Source organism: Glycocaulis sp. (assembly GCF_052168375.1).
Lineage (GTDB): Bacteria > Pseudomonadota > Alphaproteobacteria > Caulobacterales > Maricaulaceae > Glycocaulis.
Map to the genome: position 1 here is coordinate 1 of NZ_JBQLZR010000207.1, position 26,030 is coordinate 26,030.

Annotated in this window: 29 protein-coding genes; 14 read left to right on the forward strand and 15 right to left on the reverse strand. The window is 63.6% G+C overall.

Annotated elements, in window-relative coordinates; genetic code table 11:
• Positions 1-307 precede the first annotated feature (307 nt).
• Positions 308-1,099 carry an SDR family oxidoreductase gene (locus ACTS2Z_RS08010; RefSeq protein ID WP_442572690.1) on the forward strand — a complete coding sequence of 264 codons (792 nt, stop codon included), beginning with the start codon at positions 308-310 and terminating at the stop codon, positions 1,097-1,099.
• 24 nt (positions 1,100-1,123) lie between these two features.
• Here the strand turns inward: ACTS2Z_RS08010 and ACTS2Z_RS08015 are convergent, their stop codons facing one another.
• Positions 1,124-1,810, reverse strand: a complete 687-nt coding sequence (locus ACTS2Z_RS08015) for a response regulator transcription factor (RefSeq protein WP_442572691.1) — start codon at positions 1,808-1,810, stop codon at positions 1,124-1,126.
• Between the two features lie 121 nt (positions 1,811-1,931).
• Here ACTS2Z_RS08015 and ACTS2Z_RS08020 point away from each other — a divergent pair, with 121 nt between their 5' ends.
• The gene (locus ACTS2Z_RS08020) at positions 1,932-2,462 is read left to right on the forward strand and encodes a L,D-transpeptidase family protein (RefSeq protein WP_442572692.1); all 531 of its coding nucleotides are present in this window, start codon (positions 1,932-1,934) and stop codon (positions 2,460-2,462) included.
• Here ACTS2Z_RS08020 and hslU read toward each other — a convergent pair.
• From hslU to ACTS2Z_RS08045, 5 genes are all read right to left on the reverse strand, one after another.
• A complete protein-coding gene (hslU, locus tag ACTS2Z_RS08025) occupies positions 2,445-3,746 on the reverse strand; it encodes an ATP-dependent protease ATPase subunit HslU (RefSeq protein WP_442572693.1) in 1,302 nt (433 codons plus the stop codon). The genes ACTS2Z_RS08020 and hslU overlap by 18 nt on opposite strands.
• Before the next feature lie 94 nt (positions 3,747-3,840).
• Positions 3,841-4,953, reverse strand: a complete 1,113-nt coding sequence (queG, locus tag ACTS2Z_RS08030; protein ID WP_442572694.1) for a tRNA epoxyqueuosine(34) reductase QueG — start codon at positions 4,951-4,953, stop codon at positions 3,841-3,843.
• Positions 4,950-5,513: a Smr/MutS family protein gene (locus ACTS2Z_RS08035; RefSeq protein ID WP_442572695.1), complete on the reverse strand. Its 564-nt coding sequence runs from the start codon at positions 5,511-5,513 to the stop codon at positions 4,950-4,952. Before ACTS2Z_RS08035 ends, queG begins: the two co-directional genes overlap by 4 nt.
• Positions 5,514-5,519: 6 nt before the next feature.
• The gene (gene mltA / locus ACTS2Z_RS08040) at positions 5,520-6,746 is read right to left on the reverse strand and encodes a murein transglycosylase A (RefSeq protein ID WP_442572696.1); all 1,227 of its coding nucleotides are present in this window, start codon (positions 6,744-6,746) and stop codon (positions 5,520-5,522) included.
• Positions 6,694-7,371: a Tim44/TimA family putative adaptor protein gene (locus ACTS2Z_RS08045; protein ID WP_442572697.1), complete on the reverse strand. Its 678-nt coding sequence runs from the start codon at positions 7,369-7,371 to the stop codon at positions 6,694-6,696. Before ACTS2Z_RS08045 ends, mltA begins: the two co-directional genes overlap by 53 nt.
• Before the next feature lie 247 nt (positions 7,372-7,618).
• Here ACTS2Z_RS08045 and secB point away from each other — a divergent pair, with 247 nt between their 5' ends.
• Positions 7,619-8,119, forward strand: coding sequence for a protein-export chaperone SecB (gene secB / locus ACTS2Z_RS08050; RefSeq protein ID WP_442572698.1), 501 nt, complete (start codon positions 7,619-7,621; stop codon positions 8,117-8,119).
• Between the two features lie 7 nt (positions 8,120-8,126).
• On the opposite strand, the gene dnaQ is transcribed toward secB, so the two are convergent.
• The 5 genes from dnaQ to ACTS2Z_RS08075 are packed head-to-tail and all read right to left on the reverse strand — an operon-like array spanning position 8,127 to position 11,674.
• The gene (gene dnaQ / locus ACTS2Z_RS08055) at positions 8,127-8,813 is read right to left on the reverse strand and encodes a DNA polymerase III subunit epsilon (protein WP_442572699.1); all 687 of its coding nucleotides are present in this window, start codon (positions 8,811-8,813) and stop codon (positions 8,127-8,129) included.
• On the reverse strand, positions 8,810-9,418 hold the full coding sequence (coaE, locus tag ACTS2Z_RS08060) for a dephospho-CoA kinase (RefSeq protein WP_442572700.1): 609 nt from the start codon (positions 9,416-9,418) through the stop codon (positions 8,810-8,812). Before coaE ends, dnaQ begins: the two co-directional genes overlap by 4 nt.
• A complete protein-coding gene (aroE, locus tag ACTS2Z_RS08065; protein WP_442572701.1) occupies positions 9,415-10,251 on the reverse strand; it encodes a shikimate dehydrogenase in 837 nt (278 codons plus the stop codon). The genes coaE and aroE overlap by 4 nt, the downstream gene beginning before the upstream one ends.
• The gene (locus tag ACTS2Z_RS08070; protein WP_442572702.1) at positions 10,248-10,835 is read right to left on the reverse strand and encodes a Maf family protein; all 588 of its coding nucleotides are present in this window, start codon (positions 10,833-10,835) and stop codon (positions 10,248-10,250) included. Before ACTS2Z_RS08070 ends, aroE begins: the two co-directional genes overlap by 4 nt.
• Positions 10,832-11,674: a pyruvate, water dikinase regulatory protein gene (locus ACTS2Z_RS08075; protein WP_442572703.1), complete on the reverse strand. Its 843-nt coding sequence runs from the start codon at positions 11,672-11,674 to the stop codon at positions 10,832-10,834. The genes ACTS2Z_RS08070 and ACTS2Z_RS08075 overlap by 4 nt, the downstream gene beginning before the upstream one ends.
• A 494-nt stretch (positions 11,675-12,168) precedes the next feature.
• On the opposite strand from ACTS2Z_RS08075, the gene hemE reads away from it, so the two are divergent.
• The 5 genes from hemE (at position 12,169) to ACTS2Z_RS08100 (ending at position 17,143) form a co-directional block, all read left to right on the forward strand.
• A complete protein-coding gene (hemE, locus tag ACTS2Z_RS08080; protein ID WP_442572716.1) occupies positions 12,169-13,230 on the forward strand; it encodes a uroporphyrinogen decarboxylase in 1,062 nt (353 codons plus the stop codon).
• A 31-nt stretch (positions 13,231-13,261) separates the two neighbouring features.
• Entirely contained in the window at positions 13,262-14,326 is a 1,065-nt protein-coding gene (hemH, locus tag ACTS2Z_RS08085) for a ferrochelatase (protein WP_442572704.1), read from the forward strand.
• Positions 14,326-14,772 carry a protoporphyrinogen oxidase HemJ gene (gene hemJ / locus ACTS2Z_RS08090; RefSeq protein WP_442572705.1) on the forward strand — a complete coding sequence of 149 codons (447 nt, stop codon included), beginning with the start codon at positions 14,326-14,328 and terminating at the stop codon, positions 14,770-14,772. The genes hemH and hemJ overlap by 1 nt, the downstream gene beginning before the upstream one ends.
• A gap of 342 nt (positions 14,773-15,114) precedes the next feature.
• A complete protein-coding gene (rho, locus tag ACTS2Z_RS08095) occupies positions 15,115-16,371 on the forward strand; it encodes a transcription termination factor Rho (RefSeq protein WP_442572717.1) in 1,257 nt (418 codons plus the stop codon).
• Positions 16,372-16,513: 142 nt separating this feature from the next.
• The gene (locus ACTS2Z_RS08100; protein ID WP_442572706.1) at positions 16,514-17,143 is read left to right on the forward strand and encodes a glutathione S-transferase family protein; all 630 of its coding nucleotides are present in this window, start codon (positions 16,514-16,516) and stop codon (positions 17,141-17,143) included.
• 9 nt (positions 17,144-17,152) lie between these two features.
• Here ACTS2Z_RS08100 and ACTS2Z_RS08105 read toward each other — a convergent pair whose 3' ends face one another.
• The gene (locus ACTS2Z_RS08105; RefSeq protein WP_442572707.1) at positions 17,153-17,833 is read right to left on the reverse strand and encodes a dienelactone hydrolase family protein; all 681 of its coding nucleotides are present in this window, start codon (positions 17,831-17,833) and stop codon (positions 17,153-17,155) included.
• Positions 17,834-17,918: 85 nt separating this feature from the next.
• Between ACTS2Z_RS08105 and ACTS2Z_RS08110 the strand changes: the two genes are divergently transcribed.
• The 6 genes from ACTS2Z_RS08110 (at position 17,919) to ACTS2Z_RS08135 (ending at position 23,884) form a co-directional block, all read left to right on the forward strand.
• Complete coding sequence (locus ACTS2Z_RS08110; protein ID WP_442572708.1) at positions 17,919-18,155, forward strand: DUF6489 family protein; 237 nt, start codon at positions 17,919-17,921, stop codon at positions 18,153-18,155.
• Between the two features lie 34 nt (positions 18,156-18,189).
• The gene (gene mnmE / locus ACTS2Z_RS08115) at positions 18,190-19,512 is read left to right on the forward strand and encodes a tRNA uridine-5-carboxymethylaminomethyl(34) synthesis GTPase MnmE (RefSeq protein ID WP_442572709.1); all 1,323 of its coding nucleotides are present in this window, start codon (positions 18,190-18,192) and stop codon (positions 19,510-19,512) included.
• Positions 19,513-19,592: 80 nt separating this feature from the next.
• Complete coding sequence (gene mnmG / locus ACTS2Z_RS08120) at positions 19,593-21,491, forward strand: tRNA uridine-5-carboxymethylaminomethyl(34) synthesis enzyme MnmG (RefSeq protein WP_442572710.1); 1,899 nt, start codon at positions 19,593-19,595, stop codon at positions 21,489-21,491.
• Positions 21,491-22,138, forward strand: a complete 648-nt coding sequence (gene rsmG / locus ACTS2Z_RS08125; RefSeq protein WP_442572711.1) for a 16S rRNA (guanine(527)-N(7))-methyltransferase RsmG — start codon at positions 21,491-21,493, stop codon at positions 22,136-22,138. Before mnmG ends, rsmG begins: the two co-directional genes overlap by 1 nt.
• The gene (locus tag ACTS2Z_RS08130) at positions 22,128-22,982 is read left to right on the forward strand and encodes a ParA family protein (RefSeq protein ID WP_442572712.1); all 855 of its coding nucleotides are present in this window, start codon (positions 22,128-22,130) and stop codon (positions 22,980-22,982) included. Before rsmG ends, ACTS2Z_RS08130 begins: the two co-directional genes overlap by 11 nt.
• Positions 22,979-23,884 (forward strand): ParB/RepB/Spo0J family partition protein, encoded by a 906-nt coding sequence (locus ACTS2Z_RS08135; protein WP_442572713.1) that lies wholly within the window; start codon positions 22,979-22,981, stop codon positions 23,882-23,884. The genes ACTS2Z_RS08130 and ACTS2Z_RS08135 overlap by 4 nt, the downstream gene beginning before the upstream one ends.
• Here the strand turns inward: ACTS2Z_RS08135 and holA are convergent.
• The 3 genes from holA to ACTS2Z_RS08150 are packed head-to-tail and all read right to left on the reverse strand — an operon-like array spanning position 23,881 to position 25,964.
• Positions 23,881-24,909 (reverse strand): DNA polymerase III subunit delta, encoded by a 1,029-nt coding sequence (gene holA / locus ACTS2Z_RS08140; RefSeq protein WP_442572714.1) that lies wholly within the window; start codon positions 24,907-24,909, stop codon positions 23,881-23,883. The genes ACTS2Z_RS08135 and holA overlap by 4 nt on opposite strands.
• Before the next feature lie 3 nt (positions 24,910-24,912).
• Complete coding sequence (gene lptE, locus ACTS2Z_RS08145) at positions 24,913-25,446, reverse strand: LPS assembly lipoprotein LptE (RefSeq protein WP_442572715.1); 534 nt, start codon at positions 25,444-25,446, stop codon at positions 24,913-24,915.
• 32 nt (positions 25,447-25,478) lie between these two features.
• Entirely contained in the window at positions 25,479-25,964 is a 486-nt protein-coding gene (locus ACTS2Z_RS08150; RefSeq protein WP_442572718.1) for a DUF3576 domain-containing protein, read from the reverse strand.
• Positions 25,965-26,030 lie beyond the last annotated feature (66 nt).

Consider the following 26,030-nt stretch of genomic DNA (forward strand, 5'->3'; position numbering starts at 1 on the left):
GACCAGCGACACAAGCGCGATCGGCACGTCAAGCGCCAGTGCCGCCGCCCGCACGATGCAATCGAACGAAGGGTGCGGCGCCGTATCGAGTATGGCGCACGACTGGAGGGCCGCGAGACGTTGGGCTTCGATATTCAACTTAATAAATCCAGTGAATTGGTTCAGTGGGCACGCTATAGCCACGACATTGCTGCCGCGTAAATGATGCAGCACGGCAAAACACGTGATTGTGAGAGTGGCTGATTGCCAAGACCGGGCGCCGGTTTAGTCTGCCCCCAATCAGATAATTGCCCGGGGAGCTGCACACATGGACCTCAAAGACAAGATCGCCATCGTGACCGGAGGCGCGAGCGGTATCGGGCTTGCGATCGCAAAGGCCCTCCATGCGCGCGGCGCCCGCGTCGCCATTGCAGACCTCAACGCCGCCTCCGCGTCCGAGACAGGCAAGGCGCTTGGTGGCTTCGGAGAGCGCGTCGATGTAGGTGATGAAAGCGCGCTTGTCCGCTTCATCAACAAGGTCGAACGGTCTCTCGGCCCTGTCGACATCTATATCTCCAACGCGGGCCTCGGCGTTACGGACGGGCCGGGCTGGGGCGCAGGCGACGCGCCAAACGCGTCCTGGGATGTGTGCTGGCAGGTGAATGTGATGGGCAGCGTCTTTGCCGCGCGCCACCTCGCCCGCAAGATCGCCACCCGCAAGGGCCATTTCGTGATTACAGCCTCTGCCGCCGGGCTGCTGGCACAGATCGGCGATGCGCCCTATTCGGCCACCAAGGCGGCCGCAGTGTCCTTCGCGGAATGTCTGGCCATCACCCATGGTGATGAAGGCCTGAATGTCCACTGCCTCTGCCCGGAAGGGGTGCGCACCCCGCTGGTGGAAGGCATTGAAGGCGGGGCCCAGGGCCTGGGCGGCTATCTGGAGGCCGAAACCGTGGCAGAAACCCTGCTCTCGGCGATGGAGGCAAAGCGCTTCCTGGTGATGACGCACGAGAACACGCCCGGCTATGTCGCCGCCAAAGGGCAGGATCGCGACCGCTGGGTGGGCGGCATGCGCAAGCTGCGCCGCATGCTGGTGGAGAATCTGGGCCGCCCGATGTAGGCCGGACAGGATCAGGCGCCGTCGTCAGGACTGCAGCCGGTAGCCGCCCGAATCGGTAACCAGAAGCCGCGCCTTGCCGGGATCGGGTTCGATCTTCTGGCGAAGCCGGTAGATATGGGTTTCCAGCGTGTGCGTGTTCGCCTCGCGGTGATAGCCCCACACCCGGTCCAGCAATTCCTCTCGCGCTACCGGCTTGCCGCCAGCGCGGTAGAGATATTTCAGGATACTGGTTTCCTTTTCCGTCAGGCGGATGCGGCGCCCTTCTGCCGTAGCCAGCTGCTTCATGCCCGGCGTGAAGACGTACGGCCCGATATTGAGCGCCGCATCTTCGGAGGCCTCATACCGGCGCAGCTGGGTGCGGACCCGCTCCAGCAGGACGCGAAACGCAATCGGCTTGGCCAGAAAGTCGCTGGCACCTGATTGCAGGCCCTTCACATGGTCCTCATCGCCCGACTGGGCGGTCAGCAGGATGATCGGAACGCTCTCGCCTTCCTCGCGCAGCGCCGCGCAGGCATCACGCCCGTCCATGTCGGGCAGTCCGACATCGAAGATGACAAGGTCGGGGCTGTCGCGGCGGACACGCTCCATGCCTTGCGCGGCATTGGCCGCTGTCAGGACAGCAAAGCCGTTTTCCAGCGCGAACTGCTCGGCCAGCGCCTCTCGCAGATCATCATCGTCATCGATGATGAGAACCGTTTTCTCACCGGCCATGGCGGCTACAAACCTCCGTCGAAAGGGCGCGTCGGTGTAAGAACATAGGGTGCGTCGGGCACTTGCGCCAACTGCCGGTGCGCGCTTGCCAGCAGGGCAGGCAAGGCGCCAGTCTGGTGCCATGAAGCTGGTCGCCCATGCCAACAACATCCTTACCGCCGATGGCCGGCGGTATCGCTGCGCGCTTGGCCGCTCGGGCATTGTCGCCGCGTCGGCAAAACGCGAAGGCGATGGCGCAAGCCCGGCCGGTATATGGCGTGTCCGCCGCGCCCTGTACCGGGCCGACCGGCTGGACCGGCCGCAAACGGCCCTGCCTCTTCAGGTCATCGAAGCCGATGATGGCTGGTGCGATGCGCCCGAAGACCCTGCCTATAACCGGCCTGTGCGCATGCCCTGGCCAGCCAGCCATGAAGTCATGGCGCGCGCGGACGGGCTATATGACGTTGTTGTAGTGCTAGGGCATAATGACGACCCGCCCGTACCCGGCGCCGGGTCGGCCATCTTCTTTCACTGCGCCAGCGCCGGTTACAAGCCGACGGAAGGCTGCGTTGCTGTGGCTCTGCCGGACATGCTCACGCTGCTGGCGCTCATGACGCCGCAAGGCACGCTGGAAATTTCTGCAACGCCAGCGCCGCTAGAGGATGAACTTTGACAGATCGGCATTGGCCGCCAGCGTCTTGACACGGGCATGCACATAGTCGGCGTCAATAACCAGCGTCTCGCCCGAACGGTCCGAAGCGGTAAAGCTGATCTCCTCGACGAGACGCTCCAGAATGGTGTGCAGGCGGCGCGCACCGATATTCTCGACGCTCGCATTCACCTCTGCTGCATAGTCGGCAATCGCCTCGATGGCGCTGTCATCGATAGAGAGTTCGAAGCCCTCGGTTGCCATCAAGGCCACATACTGGGTTACGAGGCTCGCTTCCGGTTCGGTCAGGATTGCCCGGAAGTCCTCGCGCGTCAGCGCCTTCAGCTCGACGCGGATCGGCAGGCGGCCTTGCAATTCCGGCAGCAGGTCGCTGGGCTTGGTCACATGAAATGCGCCTGACGCGATGAAGAGCACATGGTCGGTTTTCACCGGTCCGTACTTGGTGGCAACGGTCGACCCTTCAATCAGCGGCAGGAGATCGCGCTGGACGCCTTCGCGGGACACATCGGCGCCGCGCGCCTCTGCGCGCGCTGCGATCTTGTCGACCTCATCGAGAAAGACGATGCCTTCATTTTCGGCAAGGCGCACCGCCTCGGCCTGAATCTGGCTGTCATCGAGGAGGCGGTCCGCCTCTTCCTGAAGAAGCGGTTCGTAGGCGTCGCGGACACTCGTGCGGATCGTCTTGCGCCGGCGGCCCATGCCCTTGCCCAGCATGTCGCCCAGATTGATCATGCCGACCCCGCCCATTCCGGGAAGATCAAGGCCCTGCAAGGGGTTGGCATCGTCGGCCAGCTCGATCTCGATTTCCTTGTCATCAAGCTCACCGGCGTGGAGCTTGCGGCGGAAACTGTCGCGCGTGGTCGTGCTGGCGCCCGGACCCACCAGCGCGTCGAGCACGCGCTTTTCCGCCGCTTCCTCGGCGCGCGGACGGACATCCTCACGGCGGCGCTCACGCACAAGCGCAATCGAGATTTCAACCAGATCGCGCACGATGGAATCGACATCGCGCCCGACATACCCAACCTCGGTGAACTTGGTGGCTTCCACTTTCAGGAAGGGCGCACCGGCAAGCCGCGCGAGACGGCGGGAAATCTCGGTCTTGCCGACGCCCGTCGGGCCGATCATCAGGATGTTCTTGGGCGTCACCTCGCCGCGCAGCGCCTCAGGCAGGCGCTTGCGCCGCCAGCGATTGCGAAGGGCGATGGCAACGGCCTTTTTCGCCTCGTGCTGGCCGATAATGTGGCGGTCCAGTTCAGATACGATTTCGCGCGGCGACAGATCGGTCATGGTCAGGGGCCTGAAAGACTGTGGAATAATGGATCAGGGTGCATGTAGGCGGCCTGGCCCGTCAGCGAAACCCTGGCTGCGGACGCGGCGCAGGTCAGCGCAGCCATTCGGCCCTGACATCGGGATCGCGTTCACCGGAAAGCCGCGCTCCCCGCTCGGCCGCAAACGCCTCCCGGTCGAGCCGCCAGAGCGCCCAGACTGCCGATCCACGCACGAGTGCCGATGCATCATCCAGCAGGTCCAGAACCGGAGCCAGCGCCAAGCTGTCGCCGGAATTTCCAAGCGCTATCAAAACGTTGCGGACAAACCGGTCGCGCCCGATCCGCTTTACGGGCGATGCGGTGAAAAACGCGCGGAACGCCGGGTCATCCAGCCTTGCGAGTTCCGTTAGCAAGGGCGCTTCCAGCTCGGCACGCGCATGAAAGGCGCTCTCGCTGGTCTGGCTGGCAAACTTGTTCCACGGACACACCGCCAGACAATCATCACAGCCATAAATGCGGTTGCCCATGGCTGCGCGGAATTCCTCCGGTATCGGTCCCTTGTGCTCGATCGTGAGGTAGGAAATGCACCGGCCCGCATCGAGCCGGTAGGCTGAAAGGAAGGCGGCTGTCGGGCAGACATCAAGGCAGGCCCGGCAGCTGCCGCAATGGTCGGTTTCCGGTGCGTCAGGTGTCAGCTCGGCTTCGGTCAGCATGACGCCGAGAAAGAGCCAGCTTCCCCACTCCCGGCTGACAAGGTTGGTGTGCTTGCCCTGCCAGCCCAGTCCGGAGCGGTGGGCAAGCGGCTTTTCCATCAGGGGCGCGGTATCGACAAAGACCTTCACCGCCTTTCCGGTTTCACCGTGAAAGGCGCGCGCCATCTGCTTCAGACGCTTCTTGAGAACATCGTGATAGTCCTTGTTGCGCGCATAGACCGAGATCACGGCCCGGTCTGCATGCTTCAGGCTCTCCAGCGGATCATGGTCCGGCCCGTAATTGAGCCCCACCACAACGGCCGATCGGGCATCTTCCCACATGGCGGTAGGGTGAAGGCGGCGGTCCAGCGTCTCTTCCATCCAGCCCATGCCGGCATGATGGCCCGCCTCGACAAACCGGCGCAGCCGGTTACCGGCCTCCCAGGGCGCGTCGGCGCGCGTGATGCGCACGGCGTCAAATCCCGCTTCGCGGGCGAGGGCGCGCGCCCTCCCGGTGAGATCCGCCAAGGTCATCGTCGCAGCATGACATACCACGCGCCCGATCCGCCATGGCGGGCATGGGCGGGTGCATAGCCGCTGACCAGCACGGCAAACTCGGGCTCGGCGAGCCAGAGCGGCAGGGAACGGCGCAGGACGCCGGGCAGGGATGGAGCATCCGGCTGCCAGGGCTCGAAGCGCCGGGTATCCTCGGCACGCGCTGCAGCGCCCTTGCCGGTAATGACTAGAACGGTCTGATGGCCTTTCATCGCGGCGCGCGACAGGAAGGCCAGAAGCATCTGGCGGGCACGCGCCGACGTCTCGCCGTGGAGATCCAGGCGGGCATCGATCTCGACCCGGCCACGCCGTACTTTTTTTTCTGCGCCGCGCTCTACCGGCTCTCTGGCTGCGACAGACCCGGAATTAAGCGCTGCTGCCGCGCTGCCCGTAGCGCGCCGGAAAAGCTCGGCGAAAGTTTCATCATCAATCGGACGGGTGGCGCCCATCTTGGCGGCAGGCAGAGGCCGCGCCGTCCGTGCCACCTTGCGCCAGAGCGCCCGTTCCTCTGGAGTCAGATTGCGCGGCTTTCCCGTCATGGCGCATCAGGACTGATAGCGAAGGCGGGCAGCCAGCGGGCTCGGCAGCAATATGTGCCAACGCGCCATGCTGTTCTGGCGTCCTGCTGCCTCTCCGGCCGCATCGCCCCAGCCGAAAAAGAGGTCCCCGCGCACCGGGCCGGTAATGGCGCCGCCCGCATCCTGTGCGATCACCAGACCCGCCCACCGGCCCTGCCCTGACACATCGCCCTCGATGAAGACCGGCACCCCCCAGGCGTGAAAGGCCGGATCCACCGCGAGGCTGGCCATCGGCGTCAGGGGCACGCCTTGTGAACCCATCGGGCCGGTATCGGGATCGAGAATGGGCTGCATGTCGAAGAACACATAGCGCGGATTTTCGTTGAAGAGCGGCGTCCAGGCAGACGGTCCGTTGCGGACGAGCCAGTCCTCGATGTGCTGCTTGGAGGCCTGTCCAGGCGCCAGCTCACCACGATCCAGCAACAGGCGCCCGATCGACACGTAAGGCTGGCCGTTATGGGCAGCAAAGGCAGCGCGGCGCTGGCTTCCGTCCTCGAATACCAGCCGGCCAGAGCCTTGTATCTGCATGAAGAAGACATCGATGGGCCGCCCCCAGGCGAGCGGAACACCGATATTCATTGCCTCGATCTCGGCGCGGGGCCGGACCTCATCCACCCCGCCGTGCCGCGACGCATCAAGACCGGCGATCAACTGGGAGATATCGCCGCGCGGAGCAAGGCCCGGACGCGCCCGGATGGGCATGGAAAACTCGGTATCGGGATACTGGCTCGCCTGCACCAATGGCTCGTAATATCCGGTCAGCCGCCCTTCACCGCCCACCGCCACCGGCGTGAAGTGCGCCTCGAAGAAGGCGCGGGCGGCAGCTGCGTCTATCGCGCGTGAATCCAGACGCAAGGCCTGGGCGCAGGGGCCGTGCCAGTCACCGGCCTGCCCGGCATGAGGTGCGCGTTCATTGAGCGCGCGCCCGGCATCGCGGCGCAGGATCGCCTCGCAACTGGCCACAAACGCGCGAAAGGCGGCGCGCGCATCGTGCTGCTGCCAGCCGGAAAGCTGGTGGAACCCGGAAAGCGGGCGCAAATCGAGCGAGGAGGTCACCGAGGGCGCAGGCGGAGTGCGGCGCGGATTGTCAGGTACGCTGGAACAGGCCGAAACCAGCGCCGCGCACGCCAGAAGCAGAAAGCTAGGCCGGGCGGACCGCAGAAAGCTGCCAGTTCGGATTGCCGCTCGTGACATCACGCTCAAAGCTCCAGATCTCCGCTACCGGGTGCAAGGCTGCGATATCGCCCGAGACCACGCTGCCGTCTTCGGCGCGGGTTTCGTGCGCGATATCGGCAACGAATCGCACCTTGATCTTGGCCTTGGTCCCGTTAAGGGAAGCTTCCTGCAAGCGCGCTTCGCGAATGCGGTCGATTTCCGTCACAAGCGTCTCGCCCTTGGCGGTGCGGGCCTCGATGGCTTCGCGATAGGCCGCCATGACGCGCGGCGCCAGAAGCGGCTGAAGCGCTTCGACATCACCCTTGGCAAATCCGCCCGCAATCAGGCCATAGGCAGCGCGTGCCCCCTGCAGGAAGGCATCGGCATCGAAATAGCCATCTGCACTGGCGATGGCTTTCAGCCCGTCATAGGCCTCTTCGGCGATGTCAGCCGAACTGAACGCAGGCTGGCCTGCGGGCATAGCCTCGCTATCGCCAAGCCCGTCACGCTGGGCAGGGCGGCTTTCAATGGCGTCAGCGCGTTCGGCTTCCTCGCGGGCATGGTCTTCGGCCGAGCGGCCAACCGGGCGCCCGAGCACCATGTACAGGCGCACGCCGATAAACACGGCGAGGCCGGCAAAGAAGAGTATCTGCAGCAATTCCACGTGCTTCTACCTCCCGAACGCCCTCATCTGGGCACACAAGCGGGCCGTCCCTGTCCTTCATATAGGCTGTCACAGCCCAAAGGTCAGCCCGCACGTTGCAGGACCGGCCATAGCTTGCTCCGTGCCGCCCGGCATGCTACCCGCGCAAACCTTGCGACGGTCTGGACACATGCTGTGGCCTGTTCAGGCGCACGCTGGCTGATTTACCGTCCCGGACCAGACCCGACTACAGGAGCATGAAGCACTTATGGCTGACACCCCGAACACGCCCCAACCGGCCCCGGCAGACAACGCGCCCAGCGTGCGGATTCTCGGCCAGTACGTGAAGGACCTGTCCTTTGAAAACCCCGGCGCGCCCGACACGCTGCGTGGTAATGCCGCGCAGCCCAATATCGATCTGGGCATTGATGTGCGCGTCCGCGCGCTTGACGGCGAAACCTTCGAGGTGGAACTGCTCCTCTCGGCCAAGGCACAGCGCGACAACACCACGCTTTTCGTCTGCGAGCTGAGCTATGCCGGCCTGTTCCAGATGCGCGGCATGGACGAGCAGGCGCGCGAGGCGTTCCTGCTGGTCGAGGCCCCGCGCCTGACCTTCCCGTTTGCCCGCCAGATAGTGGCGACGGCGACCCAGGAAGGCGGCTTCCCGCCGCTCATGCTCGAGCCGGTCGATTTTGCGGGCCTCTATCGCCAGCAGCTTGCCCAGCGGGCGCAAGGCGGGGCAGGCAATCCGCCCGCCGGCACGGCCTGATCAGGGCCTAGACGCCCAGCGCCTTCCAGACGCGCGCCTCGCCCATTTCGGCGACAAAGGCGGCATGACGTTCGCGTTCCTCGCTCGTGCTCAAGGGCGCGAGCGGGACCGGGCGTGCAGGGCGCGGCGCATAGCGCACGGTCCTGTCCGTGCCTTCCACACCGGCAAAATCAAGCACGCGCGTCCGGCCGCCATTCAGCTCCAGATACACTTCTGCGAGCAGATAGGCGTCGATCAGTGCCCCGTGCTTGGTCCGGCTTTCCAGTGAAATTTCAAAGCGTTTGCACAAGGCATCGAGATTGGCAGGCGAGCCGGGAAACCGTTCGCGTGCCATCGCGGCAGTGTCCTTGAACCGGCTGTCGGGATAGGGGTCGAGCCCGGCGCGCGTCAGCTCCATATTGATGAAGCCCCGGTCAAAGGGCGCGTTGTGCGCCACCATGACTGCATCGCCGATAAAGGCGATGAAATCCTCGGCGACCTCTTCAAAACGCGGCTTGTCACGCAGCATTTCGCGCGTATGGCCAGTGATGGCGGTCACTTCGGCCGGAATATCCCGGTCAGGATTGATAAGCGCGTGAAATTCGCGTCCGGTCGGGATCATGTTGATCACCTCGACGCAGCCAAGCTCGGTAATGCGGTCACCCTCAAGCGGGTAGAGCCCGGTCGTTTCGGTATCGAAAATGATCTCTCTCATGGGGAGGGAGTGTGAATCTGTTTGCGCAGGCTTTCTAGAACCGCCCGCACCTGATCGTGCGCTGCCTCGATGCCGGCGGAGGTGTCGATGACATAATGGGCACGTTGGCGTTTCTCTGCATCCGGGGTCTGGCGGGCTAGGATCATCTCGAACTTTTCCGGATGCATTCCCTCTCGCGCCAGCACGCGCTCACGCTGGACGGGGTGCGGCGCGGAGACGACCACGATGACGTCCACGCGCCCGTCCATCCCGGTTTCAAACAGGAGGGGAATGTCAAAGAGCACGCACCAGGCGCCTTTCTTCTCTGCCTCATCAAGGAAGGCAGCGCGGCGGGCAGCCACCAGCGGATGAACAATGGCCTCCAGCCGGGCAAAGTCGGTCGGGTTGTCCTTCAAATGCGCGCTCAGGGCCACACGGTCCACCGCCCCTGCACGAATCACGTGGGGGAAGGCCGCCTCTACTGCCTCGACGCCTTCACCGCCGCGCGCATACATCGCTGCAACGGCCGCATCGGCGTCAAAGACCGGCACGCCCTCTTTCGCAAAGAGGCCGGCCGTTGTGCTCTTGCCCATGCCGATGGAGCCGGTAAGCCCGATATGGATCATCGCCCATCCAGTGCAGCTTCGAGAAGAGTGCGAACCGGCGTGCCGCGCGGCGGTTCTGCGCCGTAGAAATGCTCGAAGGCCGGCCGGGCCTGGCCGATCAGCATGGAAAGTCCGTCTGCCGTTTTTAGCCCGCGCGCCTTCGCCGCAGCCAGAAGCCCGGTCTCGCGCGGCACATAGACCATGTCGAAGACAAGTGCGTCTGCGCGTACGCCCTCCAGCGGCAGATCGAGGTCTGGCTGGCCTTTCATGCCGAGGCTTGTTGCGTTGATCACAAGCCCCGCCCCGGCAAGAGCCGCTTTGGCGTTATCAAGCCCATGTATGGCCGCCTCGATGCCGAAACTTTTCGCGAGCGCTTTAGCGCGTTCCGCAGAGCGGTTGACGATCCGCACCGGGCATCGCGACTTTTTCAGCACATGCAGCGCCGCCCTTGCCGCGCCGCCTGCGCCGATAAGCACGGCAGGAGCGTTACTATCCGGGCACCAGCCGCCTGTCTTCAGAGCGATCCTGATGCCCGTAATGTCGGTATTGTCCGCGTGGATGCTGCCTTCGCGAAAGACCAGCACATTGGCAGCGCCCACAGCCCGCGCCGCTTCGCTTGCCGTATCGGCAAGTGCCAGCGCGGCCTCCTTGTGGGGAAGCGTCACATTGATGCCGGCAAAGCCCTGCCCGGCCAGAGCCCTGACCTTCTCGCAGAAGTGGTCTGGCTCGATCGGCAGGCGGTCATACGCACCTGAAATAGCGCCATCTTTCAGCCAGGCCTGCATCATCAGGGGCGAAAGCGAATGGCCAACCGGCCAGCCCGCCACGCCTGCCATGATGACAGGTTCGCTCATGACGCCAGCACGCCGTGCTTGCGAAGCGCGCCAAGCAGGGGAAGGAGCGGCAGGCCGAGAACAGCGAAGAAATCACCCTCTACCGTGTCGAAGAGCTGGGCTCCGAGACCCTCATAGGCATAGCCGCCAACGCCTGCGGTCAGGATGGAGCCGGCCTCGCGCATGTATTCATCGAGAAAAGCATCGGAGAAATCGCGCACATGCATCTCGCACCGGCTCTGATGCTGCCAGATGATCTTGCCGTCACGGGCGAGCACTAGCCCGCCCACCAGCGCATGCGAGCGGCCACGCAGCATGACGAGCTTCTCGCGCGCCTCGGCTTCGTTTCCGGATTTATCGAAGGCCCGGCCTTCAAACTCGAGAACCTGATCGGCGCCGAGCACGACCGCGCCTGGATGGCGCGGCGATACGGCGAGGGCTTTCTGCCGGGCAAGTTCGAGCGCAAGCTCGCCCGGTGTGCCGCCAAACCGGTCCTTCACCGCGCCTTCATCGATGTCGGCAGGATCAATCTCGAACGCCACGCGCGCCTTTTCCAGAATGGCCCGGCGCGACGCAGACCCGGATGCGAGAACCAGCCGCGTCATCGTTTTGCCCTGTGTTCGGTGAGGAAATTGATGATCTTGGCCGCCGTTTCCTCGATGGACCGGCGCGTCACATCAATCGAGGGCACGTTGTGGCGGGCAAAGAGACGCTTGGCGAAAATCAGCTCGTCCTTCACCGCATCCTCGTCGACATATTCGGTCGAGCGATCCTCGTTGAGGTTCAGCAGGCGGTTACGCCGGATCTGGATGATCCGCTCCGGCGTCGCGTACAGGCCAACGATCACAGGTTTTCTGTGCGTGAAGAGATCGTCGGGAAGCGGCGTTCCCGGCACCAGCGGTATGTTCGCTGTGCGCACCCCGCGATTACCCAGATAAATCGAGGTGGGTGTCTTGGAGGTACGGCTGATCCCCAGAAGGATCACGTCGGCGCTGGCAAGGTCATCGCCCTGGCCATCATCATGGGCCATGCAGTAATTCATCGCCTCGATACGCCGGTAGTAATCGGCATCCAGCGTCCGCTGCGCCCCGGCCCGGCCCGTCATCGGAGCACCCAGATAAGCCGACAGTGTGGTTTCGATAGGGTCAAGGACGGCAATCGCCGGCATGCCAAGATCGGCACAGCGGTTTTCCAGCACCTCACGCAGATCCGGATTGACGACCGTGTACATGACAACGCCGGGAAAAGCGGCCACATGCTCCAGAGCCCGTTCCATCTGCCGCGGCGAGCGGACAAGCGCAAAGAGATGCTCGATGGGTTGGCCGCGCTCGAACTGTGCCGCAGACGCGCGCATCACACCCATCAGCGTCTCGCCGGTCGAGTCGGAGATCATGTGGACGTGGAAATAGGTCTTTATGTCCACGCTACGGACTGGATTGGCCATGACATTCCCTGATCGGCTGGCTAGCGCTCACCCAAGCGTTAGCCGGTTCCGCGGGGCCTGTGAATAAGCTGTCGGCAATCTGTCCGGGCTTTCCCCGCTGACCGGCAGGGCCGCAAGGACGCCCCGCAGCATGCCCCCGTCACCCACATCCTGCCCACATTCATCCCCGACCAGGCGGTGGATGTGTTCGAGGCTGATGGCGGCCTGTTGAAAGGTTTGCGCGCGCTCCGGACCGTATCCACCCGGTCCACATCATCGATGCGCGATTAACGAATTGTTAGCATGTATGAATTTTCGGTTAATGACGCTATTCACACCCTCCAGCATGGCCAGGTGCGGCCCATTGGCCCTCAGGCTGTGAAAGTGGCGGCTAACAGGCTAGGGAGAAACCGCTTTCCACACTGCCGACAGCCCTACGACTCGTCTTCCTTCAAAAATTCCTTTTTTGAGATTTGAAAGAGGGAGGGGGAAAAGCGCATGCAGACAGGATAGAGCTGGCAGAAACGCCAGAGGTTTTGAGAAGGACGATGAAGATGGCAAAACGCCCGCTCCTGCAGGTGCTGGCCGGTGAAACCCTGTCTCCGCCGCCTGTCTGGCTTATGCGCCAGGCCGGGCGATACCTGCCGGAATACCGGGCTGTCAGGGCGACCCAGCCGGACTTCATCGCCTTTTGCCTCAACCCGGAGGCAGCAGCCGAGGTGACGCTGCAGCCTATTCGCCGCTACGGGTTTGATGCGTCCATCGTCTTTGCGGACATCCTCCTCATCCCGCATGCGATGGGACAGAAAGTTTGGTTTGAAAAGGGAGAAGGCCCGCGCCTTGCCTCCCTGTCATTGCAGGACCTGGCGAAACTTTCGCCTGAAGGCGCAGCGGACCGTCTCTCGCCTGTCTGCGAGACGCTCAAGCGTGTGCGCGCAGGCCTGCCCGATGCCTGTACCCTGATCGGGTTTGCCGGTGCGCCATGGACGGTTGCCACCTACATGATCGAGGGTGCTGGATCGAAGGACCGGTGGAAGGCGCGCTCGGCGGCCTGGTCTGATCCAGCGACAATGGACCGGCTTTTGGCCAATCTGGCGGACGCGACCGCCGATTACCTGATCGCGCAGGCTCATGCAGGCGCGGACGTCCTGAAAATTTTCGAAAGCTGGGCTGAAGGCTTGCCGGCACCCCTGTTTGACAGGGTCGTGATTGCGCCTACGCGCCGCATCGTGGAGCGCGTGCGTGCAGCTGGTATCACGGCGCCCATTATCGGTTTTCCCAAAGGCGCTGGCCCGCATTACGTGCACTACGCGCAAGAGACGGGCATCACCGCCATTGCTACGGATCATGGCCTCGATACGGGCTGGGCCGTAGCCAATCTGCCTGCCTCCATGCCCGTGCAGGGACAGCTTGATCCGGCGGTTCTCAAAGCCGGTGGCAAGGCGCTCGAGAGCGAAGTCAGGCGTCTGCTCGACGCATGGGCAGGCCGGCCCTATGTCTTCAATCTCGGACACGGGATCAATCCCGATGTGCCGCCAGAAAATGTCGGTGCGCTGCTGGCCCATATCCGGGGCTGAAGACAGCGCGTTTTCACGCCAGGAGCCGGTCATGGGACGCAAAATCGCGGTTGTGCTGTTCAATCTGGGCGGGCCGGATGGTCAGGCCAGCGTGAAGCCCTTCCTGCGCAATCTCTTCAATGATCCGGCGATCATCTATGCGCCCTGGCCGATCCGTCCGTTGCTGGCCTGGCTGGTATCGAGTACGCGCGGACCGAAGGTGGCGAAGGAATACGCCAAGATGGGCGGCGGTTCGCCCATCGTGCCGGAAACGCTCAAACAGGCCGAGGCTTTGACAGCCGCCCTGGAAGGCGCACTGCCTGGTGATGAGGTCCGCTGTTTTCTGGCGATGCGCTACTGGCACCCTTTCACCCATGAGGCGGTAGAGGCGGTGAAGGCCTGGGGCGCAGATGAAACGGTGTTGCTGCCGCTTTATCCGCAATTCTCCACGACCACGACAGGCAGCTCGCTGAAAGCCTGGCGCGATGCCGGCGGCGGCGAAGCCCGCACGATCTGCTGCTTTCCCACCGAGGAGAGCTTCATCGATGCCCATGCCGCCTTGATCCGTAAGGCGTGGGAAGATGCTGGCCGGCCGGAGAATGCGCGCGTGCTCCACTCGGCGCATGGGCTTCCCGAAATCACCATCCAGCGGGGCGACCCCTATCAGTGGCAGGTGGAGGAAACGGTTCGCGCGGTCACGGCGCGCCTGCCTGAACTCATTGATCACATCACCTGCTTCCAGTCGAAGGTGGGGCCGCTCAAATGGATCGGCCCGTCGACCGAGGACATGGTCGAAGAGGCTGCGCGGGAGGGGCGCCACATCATCCTCTCGCCAATCGCCTTTGTGTCCGAGCACATCGAGACACTGGTCGAGCTCGATGAAGAATATGCAGAACTTGCCCACGAGCACGGCGCGGCAGGCTACACCCGGGTTCCCGCACTCGGTGTCACACCGGGCTTTGTCGAGGCCCTGAAGTCCCTTGTGGTATCAGCGCTGGAGGGCGATAACGGCCTGAAGCCGCCAGCCGGCGTGCCGATCTGCCCTGGCCAGTTCGGACGCTGTCCGTGCCGGGAGGCGGGTCTAGTTCCGGCAGAGCCAAGCGAAAAGGCAGCGTGATGGATTTCCTTCTCCCCTGGTATGATGTCATCAAGGCGCTTCACATCGTCTCGGTGATCTTCTGGATGGCCGGCATGCTCTATCTGCCGCGCTTGTTCGTGTATCACCACACGGCAACGCCGGGCGGAGAGCTGGAAACCGCGCTTCTCACCCAGGAAAAGAACCTGAACCGCATCATTCTGGGCCCGTCGCTCGTGGCGGTCTGGCTCTTTGCCATTCTCATGCTGGCCGCCAATCCGGCCCTGTTCAGCCAGGGCTGGTTCCACGGCAAGCTGGCTCTTGTGATTGCCTTGTCGGGCATTCAAGGCTTCTACGCGGCCAGTGCAAAGAAGTTTGCCCGGGGAGAGCGCCCGCGCACCGAGCGTTTCTGGCGGATCATGAACGAGGTCCCGGCCATCGGTGCCATCATCATCGTGCTTCTGGCGGTCGTGAAGCCTCTGGCTTGACGTCCGCGCGGGCTTGTGTCACGCCTTTGCCATACCAGCCCGTTTCCGGGCGTTTCCCCCCTTATCGTGCAGTCGCAGGCGTATGAGCCGGCCGGTCTGTACATCCATTGAATCAGTTTCTCCGCGCCCGCGCCAATAGCGGTGCTGACGGATCCGGAACCAGAGCTGCCACGCGGGCTTTGTCCTGTTGTGTGCCGGCTCTTGCCCAAACCTGCGGCCGATTGCGCCGCATCCCGCCGCCCTTCCCTCCTGCCTTCCAGAAGAACACCCATGACCGATCATAATGACGAGACCGAAACCGAGCTTGAGCAGGACATTTCGCGCCGCTCAGAAGGCCGCCGCATGTCGTTGCAGGAACTGAAGGAGAAATCTCCGGCAGACCTTCTGCAACTGGCCGAGAGCCTCGATATCGAGAACGCGGCATCCTTGCGCAAGCAGGGCATGATGTTCGCCATCCTCAAGGCGCTTGCCGAGGAAGGCGCGGAGATCCATGGCGGCGGTACTCTGGAAGTCCTTCAGGACGGGTTCGGCTTCCTGCGTTCGCCAGAAGCCAACTATCTGGCCGGTCCGGACGACATTTATGTCTCGCCCAACCAGATCCGCAAATTCGGCCTGCGCAATGGCGATACGGTCGATGGCGAGATCCGCGCGCCGCGTGATGGCGAGCGTTATTTCGCGCTCCTGAAGGTCAATGCGATCAACTTCCAGCCGGCCGAACAGGCAAAGCACAAGGTTCACTTCGACAACCTGACGCCGCTTTACCCCGATAGCCGGTTCATCATGGAAAACCCCGATCCGACCCGCAAGGACCGGACGGGCCGCGTGATCGACATCGTTGCCCCGCTCGGCAAGGGCCAGCGCGCCCTGATCGTGGCACCGCCGCGCACCGGCAAGACGATGGTCCTGCAAAACATCGCCCACGCCATCGAGACCAATCATCCCGAATGCTACCTCATGGTGCTGCTCATCGACGAGCGCCCGGAGGAGGTGACGGACATGCAGCGCACCGTGAAGGGCGAGGTCATTGCCTCGACCTTCGATGAACCGGCAACGCGCCACGTCCAGGTCGCCGAGATGGTGATCGAGAAGGCCAAACGCCTGGTCGAGCATGGGCGCGACGTGGTCATCCTGCTCGATTCCATCACGCGCCTCGGCCGCGCCTACAACACGGTCGTGCCGAGCTCCGGCAAGGTGCTCACCGGCGGTGTGGATGCCAACGCCCTGCAACGCCCCAAGCGCTTCTTCGGTGCCGCCCGCAATATCGAGGAAGGCGGCTCGCTGACCATCATCGCCACCGCGCTCATCGATACGGGCAGCCGCATGGACGAGGTCATCTTCGAGGAGTTCAAGGGCACGGGTAACTCCGAGATCGTGCTTGACCGGAAAGTTGCCGACAAACGGGTCTTCCCGGCGATCGACATTCTCAAGTCCGGTACCCGGAAAGAAGAACTGCTCGTCGACCGGAAGAATCTGGCCAAGACCTATGTCCTGCGCCGCATCCTCAACCCCATGGGTCCGCAGGATGCGATCGACTTCCTGCTCGGGAAGTTGAAAGAAACCAAGACCAACGACGATTTCTTCGACTCGATGAATACGTAGGCTTTAGCCACCCCCATTTAAATCGCCTTACTCTGGACGGGTCGTTCAGAAAGGTGTTTCTCATGAGCGGAATTACGTTGGTGCTGATCTGGCTGATTCTCCGTGAGATCAGGGCCATCTTGCTGATTTGGAGCTTGAAGCGATGAGCCACGACGCCAGCCTGATCCTGTTCCATGCCCCGATGACCCGGTCCATCCGTGCCCGTTGGGCCATGGAGGAGATGGGCCTTGATTACAGGCTGGAGCGCGTGGCCTTCGACCGGGGCAATGTGGGCGGGGATGAGTACCGCAAGATCCACCCCTTGCAGAAAATTCCGGCCCTGAAGGACGGGGACACCGTCATCCTGGAATCGGTCGCGATCCTGGAATACATCGTCAACCGCTACGGCCCGACGCCCCTTCGCGTGAACCCGTCAGAAGCGGACTATCCGCGCTATCTCGAATGGCTCCACTATGCCGAAGGTTCATTCGGCATGCCGGTGAGCCTTTTGCTGGCCCACACCACCCTGCTTCCGGAAGCGCAGCGCAATGAAGGCATAGCCCGGTGGGCGAAGAAGGAGGTCGAAAAGCACCTCGACCTTATCGCCACACGCGGCCTTGAGGGCCGGGAATGGCTCGCCGCCGGCCGGTTCACAGCCGCTGACATTTCGGTGGGCTACCTGCTCTATCTGTTGAAGATCATCCGCCAGCTGAAAGACGCCCCGCCCGCGATACAGGCGTACTGGGAACGCCTCATCGCCATGGAAAGCTGGCAGAAGGCGAGCGCCGAGTAGCCGGACAACCTACCGCAGGTTTCGTTCGAAGAACGCCATCGTGCGGTTGTTCGCCATGTCTGCATCGGCGCGGTGATAGTGCGCGCCGCCGACGCGGGCAAAAGCGTGGTCACGGTCGGCATAATGGTGCAGTTCAACCCGCGAATTGGGTTTGAGCGCATCGATGATGGAGGCTTGGGCCTCGGGCGGCACGAACTGGTCCTTGCCGGCAATGTGAAGCAGGAGAGGCTTCGTGATCTTGCCTGCCTCGTTCAGCCTGTCCTGTATGCCGACACCGTAATACCCGACGCTGGCATCACAGCTCGTCCGGCAGGCGGTGAGGTAAGCTAGCAGCCCGCCCAGGCAGTAGCCGACCGCGCCAACCTTTGCCGCACCCTCTTTGCGCGCAAATGCGATTGCGGCTGCAATGTCCTGCACCCCTTTATCGGGGTCAAATTTGCCAAACAGTTCAAAGGCCTGCTTCCACTCTGCATCGGTCTTGTCCGTCAATTCGATGCCGGGCTCGATGCGCCAGAAGAGATCGGGGCAGATTGCGCGATAGCCGCTGGCAGCCAGATCATCGCAAATATCGCGCATGACCTGGTTGATACCGAAAATCTCCTGAATGACGATGATCGCCGGACCGGATCCGCGCGCATAGGCCTGGAAGCTGCCGTCCGGTGTTTCGATATTCAGCGTTTCGGCTTTCATGCTGTCTCCTTTGGCATTTGGCGCGGCGCGGCCTATGGTCGGTGCGAGCAGGTTTCGCTCAAAACCAAGCCAAGACGAGGCAGGCATGAAGGTCAACATCAATATCGAGTGCTCCCCGGCAGAAGCCCGCGCCTTCTTCGGCCTGCCGGACGTCACACCCCTCAACGAGCAGCTCGTTGAGGAAATGGGCAAGCGCATGTCGGCCAATATTGACGCGCTGGAGCCTGAGGCCCTGATGCGCAACTGGATGACGATGGGCGGTGAGTGGCAAAAGCAGTTTCTCTCCCTGATGGGCGAGGCCGCGGGCGGCACCAAGCGCTAGTCCGCTTGCGCCACTGGGAAAGATTGAGCCCGGTATGAGCGATACGATCTTTGCGCTGGCGAGCGGTGCAGGACGCGCGGGCGTCGCTGTTGTCCGGGCCTCCGGACCGCGTAGCGGTGACTTGGTTCGTGCTCTCGCGGGCAACCTGCCCCCACCCCGGGCAGCTGCCTTGCGGGCGCTGAAAGACGCCGAAGGCGGGCTTATCGACAAGGGCCTCGTGCTCTGGTTTCCCGGCCCTGCAAGCTTCACTGGCGAGGATGTCGCCGAGTTTCAGGTGCATGGCGGGCCAGCTGTGATTGCGGCTCTGGCCTCTGCGCTGGAATCTCTCGGCGCAAGGCCGGCTGATCCCGGCGAATTCTCCCGGCGCGCCTTCGCGCACGGACAGATGGACCTGACTGAGGCAGAGGGCCTTGCCGACCTCATCGATGCAGAGACAGAGGCGCAGCGCCGTCAGGCTCTGGCGCAGATGGGCGGCGCGCTGGGCGCTCTCTACGCCAGCTGGCGCGAAGCGCTTATCGACACCCTGGCCTCGATAGAAGGCGAGATCGACTTCCCAGACGAGGATGATGTGCCGGACAGGCTGTCGGAACGGGCAGGCCCGGCGCTCGATGCCTTGGCGGCGAGCTTGCGTGCCCATCTGCAGGACAATCATCGCGGCGAGCGTGTGCGCGAGGGTTTCACGATAGCGGTAATCGGTGCTCCGAATGCCGGAAAGTCCAGTTTTATCAACTATATGGCAGGGCGCGAAGCGGCAATCGTCAGTGATATTCCCGGCACCACGCGCGACATCGTCGAGGTCCGCCTGATCCGTGCTGGCTTCGTGGTTTACATGGCAGATACAGCAGGCCTTCGCGAAGCCTCTGACGTTATCGAAGCCGAAGGGGTGCGCCGCGCCCTGATGCGCGCGGGCGAAGCCGATATGCGCTGCCTTATCGTCGATGTTTCACGTGAAACCCCGGACGATGCGGCGAGCCTCCTGCGGCCGGGCGATGCAATCCTGTTCAACAAGTCCGACCTCACCACCGACAGGCCGCAGGCGCCGGACGGTATCGCGGGATTCCATGTCTCGGTCACGGGTGCGGACGGGCTGAATGCCTTCGCTGCCTGGCTTGATGATCAGCTCATCCGGCGCCTCGGCGGCGCAGAGGCTGCGCCTTTGTCCCGCGCGCGCCATCGCCAGCTTGTCGAGCGGGCCCTTGCCTCGCTGGAGGAGGCTCGTCTCTGGCTCGACACACGCCCGGAGCTCGCAGGGGCCGAAGCCAATCGCGCCATTCGCGCGCTTGGAGAGTTGACCGGCGCCGTCGATGTGGAAGACGTGCTCGACCGGGTTTTCAGCCAGTTCTGTATCGGCAAGTAGGACGCCCGCCTCGACTTGGGCTTCGCCTTCCTGTAGAGACGCGCTCCCCGGCGGGCTGGGCCGGGCTGGCAGGTAGAACCATGGACATGCATGTCTTGAGCGCCCGCGAGGCGTCGCAAAAACCTTGGGATGTGATCGTGATCGGTGGCGGCCATGCGGGCTGCGAGGCCGCAAGCGCGGCTGCGCGCCTGGGTGCCGCTACGCTGCTCCTTTCTCACAAGGCCGCGACGATCGGCGAGATGAGCTGCAACCCGGCCATTGGCGGCCTCGGCAAGGGCCATCTGGTTCGCGAGGTTGATGCGCTCGATGGTCTGATGGGGCGAGTGGCCGATGCGTCCGGTATCCAGTTCCGTATGCTGAATGCGTCGAAGGGGCCTGCTGTACGAGGTCCGCGCACCCAGTCCGATCGCCGCCTCTATCGCGAGGCCATGCAGACCGCCCTCGCCGCGCAGCCCAATCTGTCGATATGCGAAGCTGCCGCCGAGGATCTGATAGTCGAGGCAGGACGCTGCACCGGTGTTGTGGATGGCGAGGGCCGTGAATATCGCGCCGGAGCCGTTGTGCTGACGACCGGGACCTTTCTCAAAGGTGTCATTCATCGCGGTGATGAGCGCATTCCGGCTGGCCGGATTGGTGATGAACCGGCCATTGGCCTTTCCGACCGTCTTTATGGCCTGGGCCTCGCCATGGGCAGGCTGAAGACAGGCACGCCGGCGCGCCTTGATGGCTCCACGATTGACTGGTCCGGACTGGACATGCAGCCGGCTGACACCGAGCCGGTGCCTTTCTCTTTCCTGACGGACACAATCACCGTGCCTCAGATTGCCTGTGGTATCACGCGCACGACCGTTCAGACTCACAAGATCATCGAGGACAATCTCGGTCATTCGGCGGTTTATGGTGGCCGGATCGCCGGTCGCGGCCCGCGCTATTGCCCCTCTATCGAGGACAAGGTTGTTCGCTTTGCCGACCGGACGAGCCACCAGATTTTTCTGGAGCCGGAAGGCCTGGACGATGACACCGTCTATCCCAATGGCATTTCCACCTCTCTGCCCGATGCGATCCAGGACGCCTTTCTGAAGACGATACCGGGGCTTGAGGCGGTCAAGGTGCGCCGGTACGGCTACGCCATCGAGTACGACTATGTCGATCCGCGCGAGCTGGATGCAACGTTGGGCGTCAAGCGGCTTCCGGGTCTGTGGCTGGCAGGCCAGATCAACGGTACGACTGGCTACGAGGAAGCGGCCGCGCAGGGCCTGGTTTCGGGCTTCAATGCCGCCCTCGCTTGCGCGGGGTCTCAGCCCTTCGTCCTCGACCGGTCGCAGGCCTATATCGGCGTCATGATCGACGATCTGGTGACGCGAGGCGTCACCGAGCCGTATCGGATGTTCACGTCACGCGCCGAGTACCGGCTTTCGCTGCGCGCCGACAACGCCGATCAGCGGCTTACGCCGCTGGCAATTGCGCTCGGAGCCGCGAGTGTATCACGTGAAACATCCTATCACGAACGCTCGAAGAAGCTCGCCGGGGCCCGCGAACTTCTGGAGCGCCTGTCGCTCACTCCCAATGAGGCTGTTAAGGCGGGTCTGGCGCTCAATCAGGACGGAAAGCGCCGTTCGGCAATGGAGCTGGCCGCTCATCCCCAGGCGGGTTGGGACGCGATTGCGAGAATCTGGCCGGACATTGCAGCGCTTGAGCCCGCAATCGCAGCCCAGATGCAGAACGAGGCGGTCTATCACGGCTATCTCGACCGGCAGGAGGCGGATGTGCTCGCCTTCCGCCGGGATGAAGGGGTCCGCATTCCGGCAGGGTTCGATTTCGCATCGGTCGGCGGCCTCTCCAACGAGGTGCGCGAGAAGCTGGAACGTGCCCGGCCGGCGACGTTGGGGCAGGCAGGCCGCGTAGAAGGCGTGACCCCGGGCGCGCTGACAGCCCTTCTCGCCCATCTGAAACGGCTAGATCGCCAGCGGGCCAGTTGATGAATCACGAACGGACGTATGACGCCTCGGCTTTCATGGCTGATACGGGTGTTTCACGTGAAACACTCGAGCATTTCATAGCCTGGCGCGCTCTGCTGGCCGAATGGTCAAACCATACAAATCTTGTTGGCCGTTCGACACTGGACGATTTCTGGTTTCGCCACGCGCTTGATAGCTGGCAGCTTTTGGGCCTGGCGCCTGCAGGCGCCGCACGCTGGGTGGATATCGGTGCCGGCGCAGGTTTTCCGGGTCTTGCCATTGCTTTCGCCCTCGAAGACAGGCGCGTGCCGGGCCGTCAGGTGACGCTGGTGGAATCGGTCGGCAAGAAGGCGGCCTTTCTCCGCGCCGTCCTTGAGCGGACGGGTGTCCCGGCGCGTGTGATCGCCGACCGCGTGGAGACCCTTCCTCCCATGCCGGATTGCGACGTCGTGACGGCGCGGGCCGTCGCGCCCCTGTCGAAATTGCTGGGCCTGATGGCGCCATTTGTGGAAAAGGGCGCAATTGCGCTGATTCCCAAGGGCGCGCGTCATGCAGAGGAATTGACCGAGGCCCGCAAAAGCTGGACCTTCGAGCATAGTCTTCACCCCAGCCGGACCAGCGAAGACGCTGCTATCATCTGCATTGAAAGGTTGTCCCGTGTCCGTTGATGTTTCTGCCGATTCCGCGCTGCGGCCGGGCGCTCCCAAGGTCATTGCCATCGCCAACCAGAAGGGCGGCGTCGGAAAGACCACAACGGCCATCAATCTTGCGACCGCGCTTTCGGCTATCGGCAAGCGGGTGATCCTTCTGGACCTTGATCCGCAGGGTAACGCGTCAACGGGGCTGGGCGTGCCGCGCACTGAACGCAAGGCGACCAGCTATGACGTGCTGGTGAATGAGCGCCCCATCGAGGAAGCGCTGATTGATACGGCAGTGCCGGGTCTCGGCATCATTCCATCCGATGTCGATCTGTCTGGCGCGGAGCTGGAATTGTCGTCCGCGCCCCGCCGCTCCTATCGTCTGCGCCATGCCATCGACAAATTCCGCCGCTTCCTGTCGGCGCGCGGCACGCATTGCGATTATGTGCTGATCGACTGCCCGCCTTCGCTCAATCTCCTCACCGTCAACGCGATGACGGCGTCGGACTCTGTTCTGGTGCCGCTGCAGTGCGAATTCTTTGCGCTGGAGGGGCTTAGCCAGCTGATGCGAACGGTCGATCTGGTCCGTGGCAATCTCAACAAGAGCCTGGTGATCCAGGGCGTTGTTCTGACCATGTATGACCGCCGCAATAATCTCTCCGCGCAGGTGGCCGCCGATGTACGCGAGCATTTCGGCGACCGGGTCTACCAGACGGTCATTCCGCGCAATGTGCGCGTTTCAGAAGCGCCCTCCTTCGGCAAGCCCGTCCTGCTCTATGATCTCGCCTGTCCGGGTTCACAGGCCTATGTGCGCCTCGCCCGCGAGCTCGTGCGTCAGGAACGTGAACAGAGCCGGCAGGCGGTGCCGGCATGAGCGCGCAGGAACGCCCGCGCGGCCTCGGCCGCGGCCTATCCGCCCTTCTGGGTGAAGGCGAAGACGCAGAAAGCCAGCGCAGCGCCGAGCAAGGCGCGTCTGCACCGGCTACATCGGGCGCGCGCGCTCTGGCCCTCGATCTGATCGAGCCGAACCCGGATCAGCCCCGCAAACGGTTTTCCGAAGACGAGCTGGCGTCGCTTTCGGCCTCGATTGCCGAACGCGGCGTACTGCAGCCCGTTCTGGTGCGTCCTGCGCCAGGTAAAACCGGGCACTACCAGATCGTGGCGGGCGAGCGGCGCTGGCGCGCAGCCCAGCGCGCGCGCCTGCATGAGATTCCGGCCGTCATCCGCGAGTTCACCGACCGCGAAACGCTGGAAATCGCCATTGTAGAGAACGTCCAGCGCCAGGATCTTAACGCGGTGGAAGAGGCGCGCGGCTATCGCCAGCTGATCGAGGCGTTCGGCCATACCCAGGAGGATGTCGCGCGGGCAGTTGGAAAATCGCGTGCGCACATTGCCAACACCTTGCGTCTTCTGGCGCTGCCCGCGGCCGTGCTGGACCATCTGGAGGCCGGACGGCTGTCTGCAGGTCACGCCAGAGCGATAGCGACGGCAGGTGATCCGGCGGCTCTGGCAGAACGCATTATTTCCGGCGGGCTTTCTGTACGCGGGGCTGAGGCCCTTGCCCGCAAGGAACAGGCGCCGGAACGCAAGGCGCGGGCCGGAAAGCTGGAAAAAGTCCAGAAAGATGCCGACACGCGCGCGCTGGAGGCCGATTTGGCCGAGCGCCTGGGGCTGGAGGTCGAGATCGGTCATCGTGGTGAGGCCGGCGAGATCCGTATCCGCTACTCCACGCTCGAACAGCTTGACGATCTCTGCCGCCGGCTGTCCTCGCGCTAGCGGCCGGGCGCCGCGGCGCGGGCCAGACGCAGGAGTGTTTCGCCCGCTAGCGCTTCTGCCGGGGAGCCTGAGCGCTTGATGGCGAGTTCCGTCTCGAAGGCAATGTCGCGCGCTCTGGCAATGCGAGACCGGTTCCAAAGGCGCGCGGCTGCCTGAAACCTTTGGGCAGGCGGTCCGAAACGCGGAATGCCGGCGCGCGCAATCGCACCGGCATCACCAGCCGCCTGATGGAAGCGCTCGATCTGGTCAATCTTGCGCTGAAGTGCGCGCACGATCGCGACAGGGCTGGTTCCTGAATCGAGTGCGCGCCTGTACTCGGCGTCCGCGCCACGCACATCGCCGGCAAGCGCCGCATCGATCACCTTGTCGAGTGCGGCTTCCGAACTGACCGTCGAAATGGCTTCCAGATCATCCAGCGTGATCTCGCCGCCGTCGAAACCCTTGTAAAGTATAAGCTTTTCTGTCTCGGAGCGAGCAAGCTCCCGGTCGCCTTCCAGAATGTCCGCGAGCGCTTGGCGCGCTTCACCGGCGAGGCTCAGCCCTTCGGCGCGAAAGCTCTCCTCGGCAATCTCGATCAGTGCCCGGGCATTGTCAGCATAGCAGGCGATGGCCGCAGAACGCTTGCCGTCCTCGGCGAGCTTTCGCAGCTTGGAGCCTTTGGTGAGATTGCCTGCCTCGACGATCAGGCGCCCTTCCGCAGGCGTTTCCCCGGCCTCGAACTCTCCCACCCATCGCGCAAGCGCAGCATTGTCGGAAGCGAGCCGCACGCGAACGAGACGCTCGCCGCCCATGAGCGACATGGCTGCCATCGCATCGGCCAGCGCAGCCGGATCATTCTTCAGGTCTTCATCGGTGAAGCGGGTGACGTTGAACGGATCGTCGGGATCGTCTGCAATCGCAGAGGCCAGCAGATTGGCTCGCTCGCGTACCAGCCCACTATCGGGGCCAAAGATGACGAAGACGCGGATATCGGCTGGCGGTGACCGCAGGAGGCGGTCGACCGACGCATTGGCGGGTTTGACCACGCCTTAACGGCTCCCGGCAGCCGGGCGGACATCCGGGCGCGCGCGCTGGGCCTCTTCGGTGCGGATGGCACCCAGAAGGTCACGCACCAGGGCATCGGAAACAACTTCTGCCGCACGCCGTTCGGCATTCGCGCGGGCCGAGATAAGCGCGTAGGGCTCGCGCGGTGTCTCGAACACGATGCGTTCGGTGACGGAGCGGCGCAGCGCCTCTCCGCCTTCACCTTCGAGCACGTAATTGGCGCGGACATTGAGCGCGACGCGGGTCGCCTGGCCATCGGACGATACGCCCAGCGGGATCTGAACCGTCTGCAGCGTGACATCGAGTGTGCGGGTGCGCCCTTCAGACACGCCAATCCGCTCCATCAGGGCGGTTTCGGTCAGGTAGGACAGGCGCTCATCGCCATTGACCGATACGGCGAGGTTGTCGATCAGGGTCTGGCCCGGACCGGCATAAAGCGGCTGGAAGCCGCATGCCGAAAGCGAAAGGCAGAGGCTGGCAGCAAGAAGGCGCAGAGCGGTTACGGGCATGATGCGCATGGCTCCCTCGTCCTGACGCCCCCGGCTTCCCGTCAGGAGCTGGGCAGTTGCGAAATGCGCAGCTGGCGGGCGCGCGTCAGAATGGCGTTCTCCACCTGGATGCGCGTGCCCTGATCGACGGTTGCGTCCGTCCAGTCGCCGGTGTCGCCGCTGCGCACCTGACGGAAGAGCTGCACGCTGAGCGCATCGGCGCGAAGACGGCTGTCGAGAATGTAGACGGTTGCCTTGAAACGCTCTTCGGGCGCTTCCGGGTTGGCGTACCAGTCGGTGATGATGACGCCGCCGAACGGGTCGATCTGGTCGAGCGGCATGAAGGACAGCGTGTCGAGCGATGCGCGCCAGAGGAAGGTGTTCACGCCGATGCCGGCATCTGGCGCGGACGCGCTGGGTCCGCTGCCGAGCAGGCCGCCAAAGAGGCCCCGGCTCTCGCTCTCGGTGCTGGAACGCGACGCGCAGCCGGCCGCCATGCTAGCAATTGTGACGACACTCAGAACCGTAAGCAGCGGCCGTGAGAGCATGGGGCTAACCTCCAGAAAATCGATAAATCTGTTACGCGCACGCGCGCTGGAGCCACAAAAGACCAG